This window comes from Chroococcidiopsis sp. [FACHB-1243], from assembly GCF_014696895.1.
Taxonomy (GTDB): Bacteria; Cyanobacteriota; Cyanobacteriia; order Cyanobacteriales; family Chroococcidiopsidaceae; genus Chroococcidiopsis.
Genome location: NZ_JACJQX010000018.1, coordinates 64,451 through 82,544, shown reverse-complemented (window position 1 = coordinate 82,544; position 18,094 = coordinate 64,451). Strand labels below are relative to the sequence as shown.

At 44.6% G+C, this 18,094-nt stretch carries 20 protein-coding genes; 10 read left to right on the top strand and 10 right to left on the bottom strand.

The window, feature by feature from the left end; all coding sequences use genetic code 11:
• Positions 1-143 precede the first annotated feature (143 nt).
• Positions 144-1,073, top strand: coding sequence for an NAD-dependent epimerase/dehydratase family protein (locus H6G17_RS15105; protein ID WP_192158459.1), 930 nt, complete (start codon positions 144-146; stop codon positions 1,071-1,073).
• Positions 1,074-1,266: 193 nt separating this feature from the next.
• Here the strand turns inward: H6G17_RS15105 and pgsA are convergent, their stop codons facing one another.
• Entirely contained in the window at positions 1,267-1,788 is a 522-nt protein-coding gene (gene pgsA, locus H6G17_RS15100) for a CDP-diacylglycerol--glycerol-3-phosphate 3-phosphatidyltransferase (protein ID WP_192158457.1), read from the bottom strand.
• Between the two features lie 302 nt (positions 1,789-2,090).
• Here pgsA and H6G17_RS15095 point away from each other — a divergent pair, with 302 nt between their 5' ends.
• On the top strand, positions 2,091-2,768 hold the full coding sequence (locus H6G17_RS15095) for a sugar transferase (protein ID WP_192158536.1): 678 nt from the start codon (positions 2,091-2,093) through the stop codon (positions 2,766-2,768).
• A 131-nt stretch (positions 2,769-2,899) separates the two neighbouring features.
• On the opposite strand, the gene H6G17_RS15090 is transcribed toward H6G17_RS15095, so the two are convergent.
• Together H6G17_RS15090 and H6G17_RS15085 are read right to left on the bottom strand one after the other, a co-directional pair.
• Positions 2,900-4,087, bottom strand: coding sequence for a glycosyltransferase family 4 protein (locus H6G17_RS15090; protein ID WP_192158455.1), 1,188 nt, complete (start codon positions 4,085-4,087; stop codon positions 2,900-2,902).
• 108 nt (positions 4,088-4,195) lie between these two features.
• Positions 4,196-5,800 (bottom strand): DUF2079 domain-containing protein, encoded by a 1,605-nt coding sequence (locus H6G17_RS15085; protein WP_192158454.1) that lies wholly within the window; start codon positions 5,798-5,800, stop codon positions 4,196-4,198.
• A gap of 509 nt (positions 5,801-6,309) precedes the next feature.
• Here H6G17_RS15085 and H6G17_RS15080 point away from each other — a divergent pair.
• Entirely contained in the window at positions 6,310-7,707 is a 1,398-nt protein-coding gene (locus H6G17_RS15080) for a TldD/PmbA family protein (protein WP_192158452.1), read from the top strand.
• A 22-nt stretch (positions 7,708-7,729) separates the two neighbouring features.
• On the opposite strand, the gene H6G17_RS15075 is transcribed toward H6G17_RS15080, so the two are convergent.
• From H6G17_RS15075 to H6G17_RS15055, 6 genes are all read right to left on the bottom strand, one after another.
• Positions 7,730-8,149 carry a hypothetical protein gene (locus H6G17_RS15075; protein WP_192158450.1) on the bottom strand — a complete coding sequence of 140 codons (420 nt, stop codon included), beginning with the start codon at positions 8,147-8,149 and terminating at the stop codon, positions 7,730-7,732.
• Between the two features lie 29 nt (positions 8,150-8,178).
• Positions 8,179-8,733 carry a phosphohydrolase gene (locus H6G17_RS15070; RefSeq protein ID WP_192158448.1) on the bottom strand — a complete coding sequence of 185 codons (555 nt, stop codon included), beginning with the start codon at positions 8,731-8,733 and terminating at the stop codon, positions 8,179-8,181.
• Positions 8,734-8,889: 156 nt separating this feature from the next.
• Positions 8,890-9,783, bottom strand: a complete 894-nt coding sequence (locus H6G17_RS15065; protein ID WP_192158446.1) for an AraC family transcriptional regulator — start codon at positions 9,781-9,783, stop codon at positions 8,890-8,892.
• Between the two features lie 113 nt (positions 9,784-9,896).
• The gene (gene ctpB / locus H6G17_RS15060) at positions 9,897-11,231 is read right to left on the bottom strand and encodes a carboxyl-terminal processing protease CtpB (RefSeq protein WP_192158444.1); all 1,335 of its coding nucleotides are present in this window, start codon (positions 11,229-11,231) and stop codon (positions 9,897-9,899) included.
• 375 nt (positions 11,232-11,606) lie between these two features.
• Positions 11,607-11,732 (bottom strand): hypothetical protein, encoded by a 126-nt coding sequence (locus tag H6G17_RS34135; RefSeq protein ID WP_277876009.1) that lies wholly within the window; start codon positions 11,730-11,732, stop codon positions 11,607-11,609.
• Positions 11,729-14,239 carry a DHH family phosphoesterase gene (locus H6G17_RS15055; protein ID WP_192158442.1) on the bottom strand — a complete coding sequence of 837 codons (2,511 nt, stop codon included), beginning with the start codon at positions 14,237-14,239 and terminating at the stop codon, positions 11,729-11,731. Before H6G17_RS15055 ends, H6G17_RS34135 begins: the two co-directional genes overlap by 4 nt.
• Here H6G17_RS15055 and H6G17_RS15050 point away from each other — a divergent pair.
• From H6G17_RS15050 to H6G17_RS15020, 7 genes are all read left to right on the top strand, one after another.
• Positions 14,232-14,381, top strand: coding sequence for a hypothetical protein (locus H6G17_RS15050; protein ID WP_192158440.1), 150 nt, complete (start codon positions 14,232-14,234; stop codon positions 14,379-14,381). The genes H6G17_RS15055 and H6G17_RS15050 overlap by 8 nt on opposite strands.
• A 30-nt stretch (positions 14,382-14,411) precedes the next feature.
• Positions 14,412-14,792 carry a response regulator gene (locus tag H6G17_RS15045; RefSeq protein WP_015155109.1) on the top strand — a complete coding sequence of 127 codons (381 nt, stop codon included), beginning with the start codon at positions 14,412-14,414 and terminating at the stop codon, positions 14,790-14,792.
• Between the two features lie 423 nt (positions 14,793-15,215).
• Positions 15,216-15,563: a hypothetical protein gene (locus H6G17_RS15040; protein ID WP_192158438.1), complete on the top strand. Its 348-nt coding sequence runs from the start codon at positions 15,216-15,218 to the stop codon at positions 15,561-15,563.
• Between the two features lie 195 nt (positions 15,564-15,758).
• On the top strand, positions 15,759-16,301 hold the full coding sequence (locus H6G17_RS15035) for a VOC family protein (protein ID WP_192158436.1): 543 nt from the start codon (positions 15,759-15,761) through the stop codon (positions 16,299-16,301).
• Positions 16,302-16,436: 135 nt separating this feature from the next.
• Positions 16,437-16,811, top strand: coding sequence for a VOC family protein (locus H6G17_RS15030; RefSeq protein ID WP_192158434.1), 375 nt, complete (start codon positions 16,437-16,439; stop codon positions 16,809-16,811).
• 112 nt (positions 16,812-16,923) lie between these two features.
• The gene (locus H6G17_RS33490; RefSeq protein WP_242038406.1) at positions 16,924-17,376 is read left to right on the top strand and encodes a 4a-hydroxytetrahydrobiopterin dehydratase; all 453 of its coding nucleotides are present in this window, start codon (positions 16,924-16,926) and stop codon (positions 17,374-17,376) included.
• Positions 17,377-17,448: 72 nt separating this feature from the next.
• Positions 17,449-17,754, top strand: a complete 306-nt coding sequence (locus H6G17_RS15020; RefSeq protein WP_192158432.1) for a Precorrin-3B methylase — start codon at positions 17,449-17,451, stop codon at positions 17,752-17,754.
• A 28-nt stretch (positions 17,755-17,782) separates the two neighbouring features.
• Here the strand turns inward: H6G17_RS15020 and H6G17_RS15015 are convergent, their stop codons facing one another.
• Positions 17,783-18,067: a hypothetical protein gene (locus H6G17_RS15015; protein ID WP_192158430.1), complete on the bottom strand. Its 285-nt coding sequence runs from the start codon at positions 18,065-18,067 to the stop codon at positions 17,783-17,785.
• Between the last annotated feature and the right edge of the window lie 27 nt (positions 18,068-18,094).

Here is an 18,094-nt window from a genome sequence, read left to right as displayed (position 1 = left end):
GTAGAGAGTGACTAGTGGTTGGTGACTGGTGACTAGTATTGCTCCTAAAGCTTCTTTGTCCCCCTTGTCCCCCTTGTCTCCCTTGTCCATTCCCCAGCCACTCGCCCCTAAACTGAGAGTAGACGAATTGGGGTTGGGTAATTATGCGAATTTTGATTATGGGTGGTACGCGCTTTATTGGTGTTTACCTAACCAAAATCCTAGTGGCGCAGGGTCATGAATTGGTGTTGTTTAATCGCGGTAATCGCCCTATTCCAGTTGAGGGAATAACTCAGATTCAAGGCGATCGCACTTCTTTAGAACAATTAAAGGCAAAGCTATCTCAAGAACATTTTGATGCCATTTATGACAATAACGGCAGGGAACTGAGCGATACTCAACCGCTAGCTGAGATCTTTCACGACCGGGTGCAGCACTTTGTCTATATGAGTTCGGCTGGCGTGTACCTCCGCTCCGACCAAATGCCTCACGTAGAAGGCGATCCAGTCGATCCTAAGAGCCGCCACCGAGGAAAATACGAAACAGAGGCTTACTTAGCTCAGGTAGGCTTGCCCTTCACGGCAATTCGTCCTACGTATATCTACGGAGCTAGTAACTACAACGATTTGGAAAGCTGGTTTTTCGATCGCATCGTCCGCGATCGACCTATTCCTATTCCCGCTAACGGGCTACATATAACTCAGATGGGTCATGTTGAAGATCTAGCTCAAGCTATGGCTCGGGTATTAGGCAACGAGAGAGCCATAGGGCAGGTTTATAACGTCTCTGGCGATCGCTACGTTACTTTTGATGGTTTAGCTCGCGCTTGCGCTGTAGCTGCCGGAAAATCGCCGGAGGAGCTAGCGATCGTACATTACGAACCGAAAAATTTTGATTTTGGCAAGCGTAAAGCCTTTCCCTTGCGAGTACAGCATTTCTTCGCCAGTGTCGATAAAGCGATTACAGAACTCAACTGGCAGCCAAAATACGATTTAATTTCTGGGTTAAAAGACTCTTTCCAAAATGACTACTTGGCTACTGGACGAGACAAAGCCGAAGTAGATTTTTCTGTAGACGAAGAGATTTTGAAGTAACGCTGTAGAGACGCGATCGATCGCGTCCCTACAATTTTTCGCCTTCCTTGCGGGCGGGGTTTGAGTACAGATGATTCGCTTCGTCTGTGAATTTTGTGCTAAACCCGCCCCTACGACTCCTGACTCCTGTACGGGCGGGTTTTGAGGGCAGCTCGCTCGCCAAAGCTGGTGAATCTGCTGGCTAAACCCGCCCCTACGACTCCCTAACAGGAATTACATAAATCAACCCCGAAATCAAAGTCAAAGCGACAGAAAGCCAAAAAACTCCTAGTGCAGGTGCGTACCAAGCTGGGGATAAGGGAGCAATTAATAAGGCGATCGCGGCAATTTGGCTGACTGTTTTGAGTTTGCCCCAAAGATTTGCCCCCGCGATCGCATTTGTACCTGTCAAGCTAGAAACGCGCCAGCCTGCTATACCTAATTCCCTCGCCAAAATCAAAAATACTCCCCAAGCAGGAAGTTGTCCTAGCTGAATCAGCGATAACAGTGGAGCTAGTACCAGCAATTTGTCTACCAAAGGATCGAGGAATTTCCCAAGTTCAGTGATAGCGTTCAGTTTCCGGGCTAAATAACCGTCCAGCCAATCCGTCAAAGCTGCAACCAAAAATACTGTTAAGCAAAACCAACGTGCGGTTGCTGTCGGTACTGGTAAAAGATAAAGCAGTAAAGGCAGGGCTAGAAGTCGAGAGAGAGTGACCCAGTTAGGTATATTCATCTATGCGAATGTGAGGAAATCATAAAGTTTAGATGAAGCTAAAGTCAGCAAGTTGAAGAGAAATTGACTGCTGGATAGCTTTATCTCTTGAGTAAAATCTTTGAGAAAGCCAACTTTACATTATCTTTACAAAGCGCGAGTGGAAGCAGGTTCTTGATAAAGATTCGACAAAATGTAAGTTAAAGTACTGTCATTCTAGCCAAGAGAGAGATTATATTCGGGATACAAGTTCAGTAAATCTACTTCGGTAAATCTACTTCAGTAATACTACGATCTATCCGATCCAGGTTTTAGTCGTGACAATGTACCAAGCACCGTTCCCCACCGCCATCAAAACTGTCGAACTTAAGTCTCCCCAGACACTAGATGCAGTTCATCCATCAGCCAGATCGGCTTTCAAGAGATGTTTGGACATCGTTGGCAGTTTAGTCGGACTGTCGATCTTGGCAGTTATCTTCATACCCTTAGCGATCGCCATTAAGTTAGACAGCCCAGGACCAATTTTCTACGGTCAAGAGCGTTACGGACTGCAAGGACGAACATTTCGGATGTGGAAATTCCGTTCGATGGTTCCCAACGCAGATGCGCTGAAGTCTCAAGTGCAAAACGAAGCATCGGGGCTAATTTTCAAAAACACGCAAGATCCAAGAATTACAAGAGTGGGTCGTTTCTTGAGAAGCACTAGCCTAGACGAACTGCCCCAATTTTGGAACGTATTAGTTGGAGAGATGAGTTTAGTAGGTACTCGTCCACCAACTGCTGACGAAGTTGCTCAGTACAACGATCGCCACTGGCAAAGATTAAACGTGAAGCCGGGATTAACAGGAGAGTGGCAAGTCAGCGGACGCTCTAGCATTAAAGATTTTGAAGAGATTGTCAATCTCGACCTGCGCTACCAAAAAATGTGGCATCCCTTCTACGACTTGTTTATTATTGCTAAGACCGTGTACGTAATTTTTGCTAAAGTAGGTGCTTGCTAAGCAGCGATTAACGATCGGCAACCAGTTGATATAGAATTCCTTGGGGGACGACCAGCCTGCATACGGCTGGTTTTTATTATGTCTAGATTGTAAATGTAGGGGCGCATAGCTATGCGCCCCTACAAACATTATTACCATGAAATTTGCGATCGCTCTCGTACGACTTGTTGATAAACTGCTTGCGTTTGTCGGGCTAACTTGCTCCAATTAAAGCGGCGATCTAAATCCTCATATGCATTGTCAACTAACCATTGCCGATAATCGGGATTTTTTAAGACTTCTAAAATTCCCCATGCGAGGGAGTCAGAGTTATTCGTCCAAGTTACAACTCCAGTCTTAGTATGCTGCACGACTTCTGGAAATCCGCCCGTATCGGAGACGACAACAGGTACGCGGGCAGCGAAGCTTTCTAGGGCAACAATCCCAAACGGTTCGTAAAGGCTGGGAAACACGGCACAATCAGCTACCGCTTGAAATTTATCGAGAAAGTCATCGTACATAAAGCCCGTGAAATAGCACTTGTGCCAAATACCTAGATCCCAGGCTTGACGCTTCAAAGCTTCGGTATTACCACCACCAACGAGTACGAATTTAGCATGACCTCCCATTTCCCACAGCACCTTGGGAGCTGCATTCAGCATCACAGACACGCCTTTTTCGTAAGTCATACGACCGACGTAGTAAACGATCTTCTCATCATCGTCAGCATATTGACGGCGGAAGTGCCAATAATCAAAATCTTGCCGTCTGTGCTTCTTTTCAGGACGGATACCGTTATAGATTACGTCGATTTTGTCCCAAGGACTCGTCAGCGCCCGTTCTACTTCGCGCCGCATGTAGTCGGTACAGACGATAATTCGCCAAGCATCATAAGCGAGTAATTGCTCTTTGCCATTGATGTAGCGCTGTTCTTCGGTATAGATACCGTTGTAACGACCGTGTTCTGTAGCGTGAATGGTGGCAATCAGCGGGATTTTAAAATTATGCTTGAGGGCGATCGCCGCATCTGCTACCAACCAGTCATGGGCGTGGATCAGATCGAACGGTTCTTCTTCTAAGATCAACTTTGCGCCGTGGCTACCCATGCTTTGATTCATGTTCGCCACCCAATGGAAAAAGTCATGTCCCCAGGCAACGGGAACCCGATGTACGTGGATTCCCTCGAAAAGCTCGTACATTGGTGCATGACCGAATTCCACTGTCACCATGTGGACTTCATGCCCTAGCTTGACGAGTTCAGGGTATAGTTCCCCAACATGACGAGCAATGCCTCCTACAATGCGCGGCGGAAATTCCCAGCTTAATACGAGTATTTTCATCGACCCCAATCCCTGCGACTTACTTGCTGCTTACCTAAATCTATCTAAATGTATAGGATTGGAAATTGAATGAGTAATCTCACTCAATTCTTCACAAAATTTAACTTTCTAGTTTAACAAATTTTGTCGAAAAGCCAACCAAGCAGATGTGGCTTCGGGAAGTGAAGTGACACCTTTATGCAGCAAAATGACCCCATCTTGAAAGCCGACGATCCCATATTCGCCAGTGTTAAAGAGCCGATCGATCAGTTTTACATTGTCTTGTAACTGCTGGCGATCGCCTGCGAACGCGACTTGATATTGTTGCAGTTGCCAGAGGTCGGCAATGAGATACTCTACCTGAATGACTTCCCTCGCATCGTTACGCAACTGCAATCCTGGTAGACGCAGAATCTCGCGACGGCTGGAAAGGTGAGGCACGATATGTGTCGTTGCCGATACACTCGCTTGCGGGGGAATTTGTGCTAGTAGAGATCGCAGTTGGCTGACGTGTTGCCATTGACGCGGGAGGGAAATATGTACCCAAGGTTGAATCGAGTCGGGAATTAAAAAGTAAAGCGTCCGATTGGGATTGTAGGCAATTGTAATGACTAGGGAAAGGCAAATACATCCAATCCAGAAGCGCTGAAACTTGGGCTTAAAGACTTTAGGATGTACAGACCACCACAAAATCGCGCCGTAAAATAATCCTGGAACGACACTCATGGCATAGCGAATCGTAATGGCTAGAACGGATTCACCTTGACCTAAGAATAGTTTCAAAAGAGGGAAACCCGCGATCGCCCAAGCCGTGCCAGAAAGTGCGGGAACGAAAGCCAAAGGCAACCACTGCCCTAGTAAATACAAAAATGTCCCAGGAAAAGGAGTCACTAATTCTACGAGCAATCGCCAAGGATTGCTGACAATGCCCCAAATAATCTCAACAGTAGAAGCATCTTCCCCAGTGGCATACTGACCAAATCGCTCCATCATGAAGCGTTTGGAAATATCCTCTGAAAAGAGGGGCATGATCAGATTTGTCAAAGCCAGCATGTAGCTAAAACTAAGAATGCAAGTCGCTAAACCAGTACGGGGAAAGCGCCGACTTAAAACCATATAAGCGCCTACCCCAAATAACCCAATGCCGCTATCTTCTCTCACAGCTAAAAGCAACACTGCCAACAACCAAAAGACCCACCACTTGCGCTTTTCCATCGCCAGCAGAATACCAAACGTCAACAAAGGTATTTGGCTGATGTCGTGGAAGTTCGTTAAAGTTGGACTAATAACAGCGATCGCGCCATAAAAACTTACGCTAATCATCGCTGCCAAGCGTGGTTCGAGGTACAAGCGAGCCAAGAAATATAAAACAATCCCAGCAGCGGTTACTAGAGCGACTTGTAACACGCTCAAAGTCGCTGGAAAGGGGAAAAGGGTATACAGCGGTAGCCAAACGAGTAAGGCAGGGGTAAAATGCTGTCCTAGACGATGGTAGTAAACCTCTGGGATTTCTCCAGCATGGACGACATTCGTGGAGAGGCTGGAAGAAAGAGAACTCTGGAAAAATCTACCGTGAATCCCATTCCAGAAAACTTGATTAAATATGCCCTGGTCGAAAGTAGCATAGAAGCTATAGTACCGATGTAGGATCAGAATTAATCCCACGATAAAAAAAGCGATCGCGCCGCCGAGAAATAAATTAGTTCCTGGCTGCTTTTGCCATTTCAATAACATGACTCACTCACACTTAAATTAGGAAGACAAGGGGGATAAGGGAGCAGAGGAGCAGAGGAAGCAGAGGGGCAGAGGAGCAGGGAGACAAGGGGGACAAGGGGGACAAGGGAGCAGTCGTCTCGTAAGTCGTAAATAGTTCGCGCACCACGCACCACGCACCACACCTCACACCTCACACCCTACACCCCATTCATCACGCACCACTCACTCAGGTATTTAGAATATAGTCTTTTGACACGCTCCTTTCATCCCTGGTAGAGAAGCACTTACAATTAAAGAGTGGCAAAATGAAGTCAGACTGAATTCTATCTGGGTCGGTCTACTTCAAATCGTATGCTCTCTAGCGATCGGGACTACTCATGAGAGCAGATTTGATATTTTTAGCTTTTGGCTTTTATCAGCCTGTCCTACCAAGAAGCTTAGACTTCGACTGAAATTTGAGGTGAGGATCGCCTCTATAAATGTATTGCTTTTGACTTTTACTTTTTGAGTTTTGACTTTTCTTTCCCATGCCTACTGCGCTTGCCGATACCAAAAACTTGCTCGCTGATGCGATCGCAAAATACTCTCACAAAGTCGATTATTTACTCATTCGCCTCGAAGAGTCCCAGGGAACAGATATTATGCTGCGGGGCGATCGGATAGAAACATTGAGCGAAGGAATTTCTATCGGCGGACAAGTTCGCGCGTGCTACAAGGGCGGTTGGGGATTGAGTAGTTTTAATCAGTTATCCGAGTTCAACTCTCGCATCGAAGAAGCGATCGCGGCAGCACGAATTGTAGGTAATGATGAAACCCTGCTAGCAGATATAGAACCAGTGCAAGCCACCTGCTTTGTCCCGTTGACAGGAACCGATCCGCGTCACGTTCCGCTAGCACAAAAAAAGGAATTGTGCGATCGCTATGGCGAAATTCTCAAAAGCGCGAGCGATCGAATTACCACTACGTCAGTCCGCTACGGTGATATTTGCCAGCGAGTCATCATCACCAGTTCGGAAGGAACGTTAATCGATCAATCTTGGGTGGATATGGAAATGCGCTTTGCTGCAACTGCACGCGATGGCGATACAGTCCAGACAGGTAGAGAAACCACTGGTTCTCGCAAGGCTTATGAGGATTTAGTGAGTTTGGATGCCCAAGTCCAAAGTGCAGCTCAAAGGGCTGTAGCGGCTCTTTCTCTACCTTCAGTTAAAGGCAACACCTATACTGTCGTGATCGATCCGATCCTCTCTGGTTTATTCGTTCACGAAGCCTTCGGGCATCTTTCCGAAGCAGATATGGCGTATGAAAACCCCGATCTGCTAGAAGTTATGAGCATGGGACGGCGCTTTGGACCCAAGGAGCTACAAATTTTTGATGGTGCAGCACCCCAAGGGCATCGCGGTAGTTATTTCTACGACGATGAAGGGACTCCAGCCACAACGACGCAATTAATTCAAGATGGCGTTTTGGTGGGTAGGCTCCATTCACGCGAAACCGCTGGCAAGTTGGGAGAAACACCCACAGGAAACGCTCGTTGTCTCAGCTATCACTACGCTCCCATCGTCCGCATGACAAACACTTGGATCGAGCGGGGGACGACACCAGTGGCAGATTTATTTACCGATATTAAAGACGGAGTATACGCCCGCAACTGGTTGGGAGGGATGACTAATGGTGAAATGTTTACCTTCAGCGCGGGAGAAGCTTGGATAATCCGCAATGGTCAACTTGCCGAACCCGTGCGCGATGTTACACTGTCGGGAAATGTCTTTCAAACCCTAGCAGATATCGAGGCGATCGGAGATGATTTCTACTGGGATGAATCTGGTGGCTGCGGTAAAGGCGGGCAAAATGGTTTACCCGTTGGTTGCGGTGGTCCCAGTTTGAGAATTCGGAATGTGGTTGTAGGTGGAGAAGCGTATTGAATTCGGAATTCGGAATTCGGAATTAAATGTTTACTTCTCGTTCTTTGCGCCATTCTTTTAGAATTAAAGCCGATCGCAGGATAAAAATTAGTAGAGAGACACCCGCGAGCGCATCCAGCCAAATTAATAAATGCATTTTTCCAGAAAATACATGTTGAGCTGAATAAAAGTAATGTCCTGGGCTAGAAATTCCAGTTAGAGAATAAATTCCTAAACATGCATACGCAGCCAAAAACACGTCTTTAACGTACAATAAATAGCCGACAACGCCAAAGATTGTTAATACACTCCATGCAAGATAAATACTGTCAGGAGTAATCCAAGTAGGTTGGGGATATTTGTCATAGTTTACAAAATTATCAATGTAGTGAAGAATAGTTGAAATTCCATTAACAATGAGTAGAGCAAGTAGTAAAATCTGACGTTTTTTCTTGCTATCCATTTTGGCATTTCTCCTATTAAACTAATTTTTTACCAGCGAACATTTGGTAACGGGTGTAGTGGATGTGCGATTGCGTAACTTCCCAAAACTTTTGCGATAGCGCTGGGATAAAAGCTGTAAACTGGAAATACTTGATGAACTTCGCGAATATAAGTTTTAGGTAAGCCGAAACGCAATTTTCCAAAACTTACATCAATCCAATCAGCTTGGCGCATTGACTCTACAAGGTTAGCAAATTCACCTTTATAAGTTCTAATTTTGTGGTGATTTTGAATCATTAAAGCGATTTGAGACGACCATGCTTGACGATTCATAGATATCAAATAACGATTTGCTAATTTTACCGCTGGTTCGAGATATGCTACCGTGCGATCGGGGAAAATAGTTAAATCGTGAAAAGCAGATGCTATTGCAATTTTTTCCTCTCGATCTGCTTCTGGCTGACTTAAATAAAGTACGAAATTAAGCATTCGCAAGCAGTGATTGCGATAGCCAATAAAATCAGAATCTGACGGAAAAGTTTTCCGCCTTGACTCCAAAATCTCATCAATCAGACAACTTTCAGTAATAATCTTCGGATTCATAGCCAGCTTGCTGTTTTTTTAGTCGCGCAAAGACGCAAAGGCGCAAATCTTGCTTTGTGTCTTCGCGGCTTTGCGTGACAATTTTAATAAGCTTACTCTACAAGGCACAAACAACAGTCGTCTTGTCAAATCTTCTCAAAAATAGTCAAATCTTGCTCAAATGCGATCGCGATACTTTTTGGGAGTAACGCCTGTATGCTTGCGAAAAATACTCGTAAAACGACTTTGATCGTGAAAGCCAACTTGTAAAGCAATATCAGCAATAGACAAGTCTTGCTTTGCTAGTAAAATTTTTGCTGCTTGAATGCGACGATTCAGTAAATATTGATGCGGGGAATATCCTGTAGATTGTTTAAACAATCTAGCAAAATGATGAGGACTAATTTGTACTAATACGGCTAAATCAACTAAACTTAAATTTCTATCTAAATGAGTTTGAATATAATCAATAACTTCTCTTAATCTGGATTTAGGCAATCCTCCGACAGCTTCTTTTAGAGAAAGGTTTTGGATAGAATAATGGCGGAGAATATGAGCAGCTAGCATTGTGGCTGCCGACTCAGCATAAAGGCGATCGCCTCTTCCACTAGATTCTAATTCTGTTTTCAGCGCCAGACCAATACTATAAATTAGCGGATCGTTAATAGCAGATTGAGGAATAATTTTACAGCAATCAATATTTATAGAATCATCTACAAAACGGTTTAATGTTTGCGGATCGAGATCGATTTCAATAAATTCAATTTCATCATTCCAATTTACTATATGAGGGGCAAATGCTAGGTAAATTCCAACTACACCCTTGGTATAAGTTTTTTGTTGCCAGCGCCCCTCTGCTTGCAATTCTACATTTACAGGTTTCCCTGTATAAATTGTAATTGTATGTTGTAAAAAAGTTGCTTCAGGCGTTTCCCAGGCAGGCTGACGATAATACCCGACGTGAATGCCATCCCAATCTCGATTGGCACTAGAAAGAATTGGCGTGACTGGCAGTATGGGAAAGATTGTCTCTTGCTGAAAAGTGTCAACGACTAAAGGACTTCTTGTCATTGGTCATTGGTCATCGGTTATTGATGGTGATTCTCTTTAAATTATCAGAGTGAAAATGCAATAAGGGCATACATTTGTATGCCCCTACGATCGCGACTATGAGTGAAAATTATTTATAACTGGTTCCGCTCTACGACTCGTCTTGAGATTTGCGGTTTTTTCAGCGGTTTTTTAAATTGGGCAAAACTGTTGTTGGTAATTACAGAAATTGCCCGTGCGTACTGTGGGTCTTGTCTCGTGCCAATTGAAGAAGGATTTGCGGCTAGCTGGCGCTTCTGAGCGTCATTCAAATCGATTTTAATATCTGGTGTAATGCCTTTATGACTGATATCCGTGCCTTTAGGCGTGTAGTAATGGGCAACTGTTACTGCTAGTCCCGAACCATCTGACAGAGAATGGACTGATTGGACTAAAGCTTTACCAAAGGTTTGGCTACCAACTACGACAGCGCGTTGATGATCTTGCAATGCTCCCGCTAAAATTTCACTGGCACTGGCAGAATTACCATTGACCAAAACAACTAGAGGGCGCTGAGTCAGTGCGGTTTGATTGGCTGGTATTTCTTGGCTAGCTCCCTGTCGGTCTACTGTTTTGACGATCGAGCCTTTATTCAACCACATCCGTGAGATTTCTACCCCTGCTTGCAGCAAGCCACCTGGATTATCGCGTAAATCCAGAACGAAGGCATTCACATTCTGGCGATTCAGGTCTTGAATTGCTTTTTGCATCTGCTCCGAAGCATGGGCGCTGAATTCTCGCAAGCTAATATAACCAACTCGCTTATTACCCTCCCGCTTTAGGGTGTGTGTAACTGTAGGCAGTTCGATTTTCGCCCGCGTTAGCTTGAGGTCGAAGGCACTTTTGTCTTGCCGCTCAATTTTCAATGTGACAGGCGTACCTGCTTTGCCCCGAATTAAGCTTGAGGCAGCTTGCACGTCCATTTGTTGAGTTGGTTTTCCATCAATTGCGACTATTTTGTCCCCGGCTTTAACTCCCGCTTTGACGGCAGGGGAATTTTGAATAGTCTCAACTACAGTTAAACGCTTAGTTTGTTTATTTAATTCCATCCGAATCCCCACTCCAGTAACTTCTCCTGAAGTTTGGCTGGTCAATGCCTCATACTGCTTGGGGTCGAGAAAGCGAGTATATGGGTCGTTCAGCTTAGCCAGCGCGACTCGGACAGCGGCGTAAGCTTGTTCGCGGTTAGTATATTCTCTACTTAATAAATCTTGTCTCGTTGCTTGCCAGTCTGTCTTGTTGAACGTGCCGTCCACATATTCTCTAGCAACGAGTTGCCAAACTTCGTCAACTAAAGCTTTAGGGCTATTTTGCATCAGTGCGGCACGGACAGAACCACACCAGGGAGATAGCGCCAGAAACGATGTAGTGGCGATCGCTCCACCAAACAGAGCAAGTTGTAGGGAGGAGAGGCGTTTAATATATTGCATGAGGTTAGCAAGCAGAGGTTAGCAAATCGAAAGCTATATTGCTCATTACCCAACGGGTTGAGACAGAGTAGATTTCTTTTGAATATACACCCAGATAGCGTGTGATGGCAGCGAAATCGCAATTGCGATCGCTGTTTCATCTCTCTCGTAAAGCCATTATTCCCAACATACTCAGACAGATTAGGTTCGTCACAAACACTCTGTGACAGTTTACCTATTGTCTGAAGAAATATAAAGTTGAGATTTTGTCTAGATTTGCACTGTTATTTGTAAGATTAGCAACTATTAGTTAATTATATCTATTTCATTTTTTACGAGCGATCAATGTATTTTAGTAAACTTTTTCACATATTTATTAAATCAATTTTCAGTTATTTAGTTATTAGTGAAGAAAGGGTGTAGGGAATTGGGAATTGGTAGTTGGTAGTTGGTAGTTGGTAGTTGCTCCCCTGCTCCCTGCTCCTCTGCTTCCTTGTCCCCCTTGTCCTCCTCACCCCTCACTCCTCACTCCTCACGCCTAATTGAGCGGCATGGGCTTGAATGGTAGAGAGGGGAACTGTAGAAAAATACTGGCGTTGGAATTGTTCTTCTCGGACAGCTTGGGCAAATTTGTCTATTGCTTGCAGGTAAGCGGCATCGGTAGCATAGAGATCTGTAGATGCGGCAACGTGCCACGGTACTTCTTGAGAAATTTGAAAATAGCGGTCTTGAAAGCTAACATAAAAGCCCAAGTAGGAAAGAGCAGTAAATCCTAATCCTAAAAGGCGATCGCTAATTCCAAGCTTTTGACTGAGTTGTACGCGAGTCACCGTTTGTCCGGTACGGCAAAGGTATTTAGCAATTCCGACTAACTGTTGCCAGACTTGTTGTGGTGAAACTGGTTCGGGTGTAGTCCATGCCAAGACTAAAGACTTATTTTCAAACTGCGATCGCCGCATCCAGACACGTAACTCGTCCCAACAAGTGGGACAGGTACGCACGACAAGCGAGGATGGATCGCCTGTGAATGTATCGTCAATTGGGGCGATCGCCATACCACGGCAGTCGAGAATTTGAGGAGCGAGGGGCGTTAGCGAAGCGGGACGAAGTCCGGAGTGAGGAGTGAGAGATAAAGAGTTGGAAGTACGGACGGCAATGAGGCGGACTTCGTAACGTTGTTTATTTTTGAACGAGTTGTAGTCGAGTTCTACAATACAGTCACACCTGCCAGTCGGGATCTCGTCTTTATAGTGTCCCCACCACACGCCAGGAAAACTAGTTTTAGTCGAGTCATCCCGCAAATTAAAATCTGTTTTGATATATTGCACTTTGTTTCCTCGCCAATCCTGTTGATTGCGATGCCAAGTATTTTCAAACCAGCAATTTTGGATCAGCAGTTTTGGCATGGGATTACCCATTCCACAGGGTTCGAGTAGTTTCAGTTCTAAAAACAAATCTCTACCTAAATCGGCTACTGTCACCACCAGATCTGCTTGTACGGATGGTACAGCGATCGCGCTTCCCTGCTGTCGGAGTTTTTGGTTAATCGCTGCGGTAAATAGCGGTATATTCTCAACGGGTATGCTTAATCCAGCCGCAAAAGGATGTCCGCCAAACCTATGCAGTAAATGCGCTTGATCTTTCACTAACTGGTACAAATCGATATTACCGACAGACCGAGCTGAACCGCGAGCTAATAATTTGGAATTCGGAATTCGGAATACCCCTTCGGGGAAGCAAGCTACGGAATTCGGAATTAAATTGTCCCCCTTATCCCCCTTGTCTTCCTTGTCCCCCCTGTCTTCCTTGTCCCTTTGTTCCCCTTCCGTGCTTAGCAGAATCGTAGGACGACCCGTTTCCTGAGCAATTTGTCCGGCGACGAGTCCTAAGACTCCAGGCGACCATTGGGAATCTACGAGAACGATAACGCTAGTGGTGGAGAGATCGATTTCTGACTTGAGTTTTTGGGCAACTTGCTGGGAAACTTCTTTTTGTAAAGACTTGCGACGAGTGTTTGCTAATTCAGTTTCTTGGGCGAGGCGCTCGACTGCGTTGCGATCGCTACTAGTAAGTAATTGAACGCAAAAGCTTGCGTCACCTTGAATCCGGCTCACGGCATTGATGCGGGGACCCAAACCGAAAGAAATATCTGTTGGGCGATCGCCACTTTTCTGACACATTTCTAATAATCGCCCTACTCCTGGTCGCCGTCGCTGTTGAACTGGTTGTTTATAATCCTGTTGCATCCGTTCAATACCCAATTGAGCTAAATAACGGCAATCTCCACTCAGTTGTACTAAATCGGAAATTAACCCAATAGCGACGAGATCGAGTAAATCCTCTAATGATTGTCGCGGTACATTTGGTAAAAATTGATATAAAGCTTCGACAAGTTTGTAGGCAACTGCGACCCCAGATAGATGAAATAATTGATGCTCTGAAGGAAAGTAACGCGGATTAATTATTGCAGTCACAGGTGGACGTTCTGCGGGTAAAGTGTGGTGGTCGGTGACGATCGCATCAATGCCCAAAGATTTTGCATAGAGAATTTCTGCAATATTTGTGCTACCAGTGTCGCAAGTCACAATTAACTTACAGTTATCGCGGGCAAGCAGATCGATTCCAGGGCAGTTCAACCCGTGCGACTCGGTAAGGCGGTTGGGGATGTAATAGGAAAGTTGAGTATGTTGACAGAAAAATTGTCCCAATCCATCCCATAAAACCGCTGTAGAAGTGATACCATCAGCATCAAAATCACCCCAAATTGCCACTTTTTCTTGGCGATCGCGAGCAACTTGCAATCTTTCTACTGCTAAGTGCATTTCTTGCCCAAATTCAAATGGGCTAGTAGGTTGATAGCCGCGAGGATTAATATATCCAGGTAGTTCCTCTCGGGCTTGAATTCCCCTTTGCCATAACAGTTGTGCCGCAAATCCTCGTGCGCTAGGGGCATATTCCCTAACTGCTTGCACGAACCACTCTGGGGGCTGTTCGGTTGGGACGATCCATTGCGGCTGTGGAGTGTTCATAGGAGATAAGGGGGACAAGGGAGCAGGGGAGCAGGGGAGCAGGGGAGCAGGGGAGCAGGGGAGCAGGGGAGAATCACAACCAATTACCCATTACCCATTACCAATTACCCATTACCCATTACACTTGCGATCGCAGTCATAATCGCTTTATGACTATTTGAAGTGTAGTGACATGACAACTAAGCGCGTACTAGTTATTGATGATGAAGATGGTGTCAGAGAAATTATCCAATTCAGTCTCGAAGCAGTAGCAGGGTGGGAGGTTTTGCCAGCAGCTTCTGGTAGTGAAGGCATAGACATAGCTCAAGCTCAACAACCTGATGCGATTCTACTAGATGTGATGATGCCAGACTTAGATGGACCCGCGACATTTCAGCAACTACAGGCAAATACTACTACTTGTCATATTCCCACAATCTTTCTTACTGCCAAAGTCAGAACCAGCGAACAACAGCAATTACTTGATTTAGGCGTAGCGGGTACGATCGCCAAACCTTTCAAAGCCCAAGAATTGGTAGCACAAATCTGCGATATCCTGCAATGGAGTGAATAAGGGAAGTTGGGAGTCGGGAGTCGAGAGTTGGGAATTGTAGGGGCAGGTTTAGCCAAAGATCTACAACTAAAGCAATCTCCCCTCAAAACCCGCCCGTACCAGAATCGGGGGAAGATAGCAGAGGAGGCTAGGAGCAGAGGGGCAACAACCAAAAAACCATTAACCATCAACAGTTCACAAATTATTCACATTAATATCCTAATTTCAAATTGTCGGTCACGAGTTGACTCTTTCCCGACTTGAGCAAGGCAGAATCTTCTATTTTCTTCCGATTGTTAAGACTGCTTCTTTCTTCTCCCTTGCCTTCCCTACCACTTACCGAGCATGGTAGAGCTGAAGCGAGAGATCGAGACTGCCTCAGCTAGCTTCCATCTTGCCAGACTAGATACTCCTACTTGAAGCGAAGCATAATTGGAATACATCATGAAATTCAAACACTCTCAACTGCTTTCTACTAAATTCGTAGCTGGATATTTGTTGTTTCCTCCTAAAAACAAAAGCAAGAGAGTCAGGATAGGAAGACAAAGATCGCTTCGACAAGCGGAAGGGCAATTGCCCATTCAAGTTACTTTAATTAAGCAGCAAGTAAAAACTGTAGCACCTCGAAATCATCTTCAGCAGCAAACGAAACCAGCTAAACGACGAGTTTTTACTATTAAAGAGTTGTTTGAGAAATATGAAGAGTCTTATCACAACGCTCTATATTTGGAAGCAATCAAGTTTATTCTAGAGCAGATTTTTTGGGATAGTTCTAGTTATCTAGAGGAATAAGTTTAGCCAACAAGGTTAGTACGATAAATATGCGATCGCCTGGGTAGCGATCGTTTTTTGTACTCAGTTAACGTATCATGTGTTATTTAAGCAATCGGGATGATACTATGGCAGCAGGCTGGAGAACATAAATTCACTAGCAGACGATTTCACTAAATAAACTCCGATCTCCTTTCTTTTTCAGAGGTATTTAGCATGATAGATTTTCAATTGCAGGGAATCAATCATATTGCCTTGGTCTGCAAAGACATGGCGCGTACAGTAGATTTTTATACCAACACTTTAGGGCTAAAACTGATTAAAACAATTGCCCTCCCTGATGGTGGGCAGCATTTCTTCTTTGATGTTGGTAACGGCGACGCGATCGCATTTTTCTGGTTTCCTCAAGCACCAGCTGCTGCACCTGGAATTGCCTCAGTTAATCCTGAAGGATTGCAAAATGGTAATTTCACAACTGCCCATGCTTCGATGAATCATCTGGCTTTTAATGTACCTATAGAAAAACTAGAAGAGTATCGAGAAAAATTAGCGGCAAAGGGCGTAACAGTTACACCAGTCCTACATCATGCTGATGTTCCGACTGGTTTTGTTCCCAAACTTGATGAAAATACGTTTATTTCTTCATTTTATTTTTTCGATCCCGATGGAATTTTGTTAGAATTTGCAGCCAACGTTCGCACTTTAGGCGATCCTGCAAGAGATGTTTCACATATACCTGTAACAGTAAATAGTAATTAAAGAGGAAATAGGAAACCGACAAAAAGGAACGGTGAAATTTAAGTTTATGAATTAAAGTGTAGGGTGGGCAATGCCTACCAAACTAAAAAAGCGTCTGTTGTTTGCAAAAGATCTAAAATTGCTAGATAAACAAATATGGTGTTAAATTGCATGGACTCATTAGTTACGCTAGCAACTCACGACTTTGAATTACTGAGCAATTTTTATCAGCAATTTTTAGAACAATCTCCTGTAAATCAAATTCCTAGTATTTATGCAGAATTTCAGGTGACTGGTTTGCGTTTGGGCATATTTAAACCTAAAGCATCAAACCAAGCAGAATTTATGAACTCAACTCAAAGCAGCATGAGTTTGTGTTTAGAAGTAAAAGATCTAGAAGCAGCGATCGCTCATCTCACTACAATCGGCTACCCACCACCAGGGCAAATTGTTACAGCCTCCCACGGCAGAGAAATTTACGCATACGATCCTGATGGGAATCGGATTATATTGCATCAGGCAAAAAACTAGGCTGTACCAAAGGCGATCGTAGAAGAATTTTGAGTACATCTGTTGAGATAAAAAATTTTATGACATAATTTGCGATCGATACCAATACGATCGCAAGACTTCTGTTTTTTTTATGAATTTCAAAAAATCTCTGTTTAGATGGTTGCCGCAGCATTCGTCACACTTCGCGATCGCGCTCTTTTTTGTAGGCTTGTTGTTGACAGCGATCGCTCTATTCAGTCAACCTAGCTTTAGTAGTTCAATGTCTGCCATACAGCCAGCGATTCAGGAGTATGCTATGAGTAACTCTCAACTATCGGAAGCAGAATTAAAAAAAGCCCTGGGAGAATTGAGCGGCTGGAGTATAGAAGCAGGAAAACTCCACCGTCAGTATCAGTTCAAGTCTTTTGTAGAAGCTTTTGGTTTTATGTCGAGTTTGGCTCTAGTTGCTGAGTCAATGGGACATCATCCAGAGTGGTTTAACGTTTATAATCGCGTTACGATCGATCTAACGACTCACGATGCTGGTGGAATTACAGCCAAAGATGTAGAACTTGCTCGTCAAGCAAATCAGTTGGCGAAATAATTTAGGAATTTAGTGAGCCGTGCGTGGTGCGCGGTGAGCCACAAATGACAAATGACCAATGACCAATGACCAATGACTAAGGAAAAACCTTTATCAGAAGCAGCACTCATCAAAGAGGTTTGTCGGCGAATTCGCGTTGCTAGAAGCTACTGGGATGCTCATAATAATGCTGCTTGTCGTGGCGAACGCGATCGCGCTTTAGCGCTCTACAATACTCTCACGCCGGAGCAAAAAGACCAAATTCCACAAGTTTTAAGAGTTTGGCTGCGTTATCGCAGTGAAAAGTATTTCGGTTCCCACAGAACCCCACCCCGATCGAAAGTCAAAAGTCAAAACAGAGGAGATAGGAGACAAAAGAGAGCAGAGGAGCAATTCTAGTCACTAGCCACTAGTCACTGATAACTGATTACTGATGGCGCTGTTCTAGCCAAGTTAAAACTTCTTGTTGCGATTCGAGTTGAAAGGTGCGATCGCGAGTTGGCTGGTAGATTTTCCATCGCGTCTGTCCGGTAGAGTCTGTTATCTCGCTAATCTGCGGCTCGTTGTTGCTACACCACAAATCTTGCCAAAAATGCCCAAGTCCTTGCAATAAAGACAGAATTTGTAGTTCTAGCAGGTTTTTGACAGGCGGATGCCTTCTAATCAGTTCTAGCTCTCTGTAGTTGCGCCATTGTTCGTAAGTTCTCATCATAATCTTCCTCACACTTTGTTACGTTTG

Coding starts and splice junctions, on each gene's coding strand:
- H6G17_RS15020 (WP_192158432.1), top strand. CDS start 17,449: ATGACTAAGGAAAAACCTTTATCAGAAGCAGCACTCATCAAAGAGGTT.
- H6G17_RS15090 (WP_192158455.1), bottom strand. CDS start 4,087: ATGAAAATACTCGTATTAAGCTGGGAATTTCCGCCGCGCATTGTAGGA.
- H6G17_RS15075 (WP_192158450.1), bottom strand. CDS start 8,149: ATGGATAGCAAGAAAAAACGTCAGATTTTACTACTTGCTCTACTCATT.
- H6G17_RS15035 (WP_192158436.1), top strand. CDS start 15,759: ATGATAGATTTTCAATTGCAGGGAATCAATCATATTGCCTTGGTCTGC.
- H6G17_RS15080 (WP_192158452.1), top strand. CDS start 6,310: ATGCCTACTGCGCTTGCCGATACCAAAAACTTGCTCGCTGATGCGATC.
- H6G17_RS15040 (WP_192158438.1), top strand. CDS start 15,216: ATGAAATTCAAACACTCTCAACTGCTTTCTACTAAATTCGTAGCTGGA.
- H6G17_RS15015 (WP_192158430.1), bottom strand. CDS start 18,067: ATGATGAGAACTTACGAACAATGGCGCAACTACAGAGAGCTAGAACTG.
- pgsA (WP_192158457.1), bottom strand. CDS start 1,788: ATGAATATACCTAACTGGGTCACTCTCTCTCGACTTCTAGCCCTGCCT.
- H6G17_RS33490 (WP_242038406.1), top strand. CDS start 16,924: ATGAATTTCAAAAAATCTCTGTTTAGATGGTTGCCGCAGCATTCGTCA.
- H6G17_RS15070 (WP_192158448.1), bottom strand. CDS start 8,733: ATGAATCCGAAGATTATTACTGAAAGTTGTCTGATTGATGAGATTTTG.
- H6G17_RS15065 (WP_192158446.1), bottom strand. CDS start 9,783: ATGACAAGAAGTCCTTTAGTCGTTGACACTTTTCAGCAAGAGACAATC.
- H6G17_RS15030 (WP_192158434.1), top strand. CDS start 16,437: ATGGTGTTAAATTGCATGGACTCATTAGTTACGCTAGCAACTCACGAC.
- H6G17_RS15105 (WP_192158459.1), top strand. CDS start 144: ATGCGAATTTTGATTATGGGTGGTACGCGCTTTATTGGTGTTTACCTA.
- H6G17_RS15085 (WP_192158454.1), bottom strand. CDS start 5,800: ATGTTATTGAAATGGCAAAAGCAGCCAGGAACTAATTTATTTCTCGGC.
- H6G17_RS15045 (WP_015155109.1), top strand. CDS start 14,412: ATGACAACTAAGCGCGTACTAGTTATTGATGATGAAGATGGTGTCAGA.
- H6G17_RS15055 (WP_192158442.1), bottom strand. CDS start 14,239: ATGAACACTCCACAGCCGCAATGGATCGTCCCAACCGAACAGCCCCCA.
- H6G17_RS15095 (WP_192158536.1), top strand. CDS start 2,091: ATGTACCAAGCACCGTTCCCCACCGCCATCAAAACTGTCGAACTTAAG.
- ctpB (WP_192158444.1), bottom strand. CDS start 11,231: ATGCAATATATTAAACGCCTCTCCTCCCTACAACTTGCTCTGTTTGGT.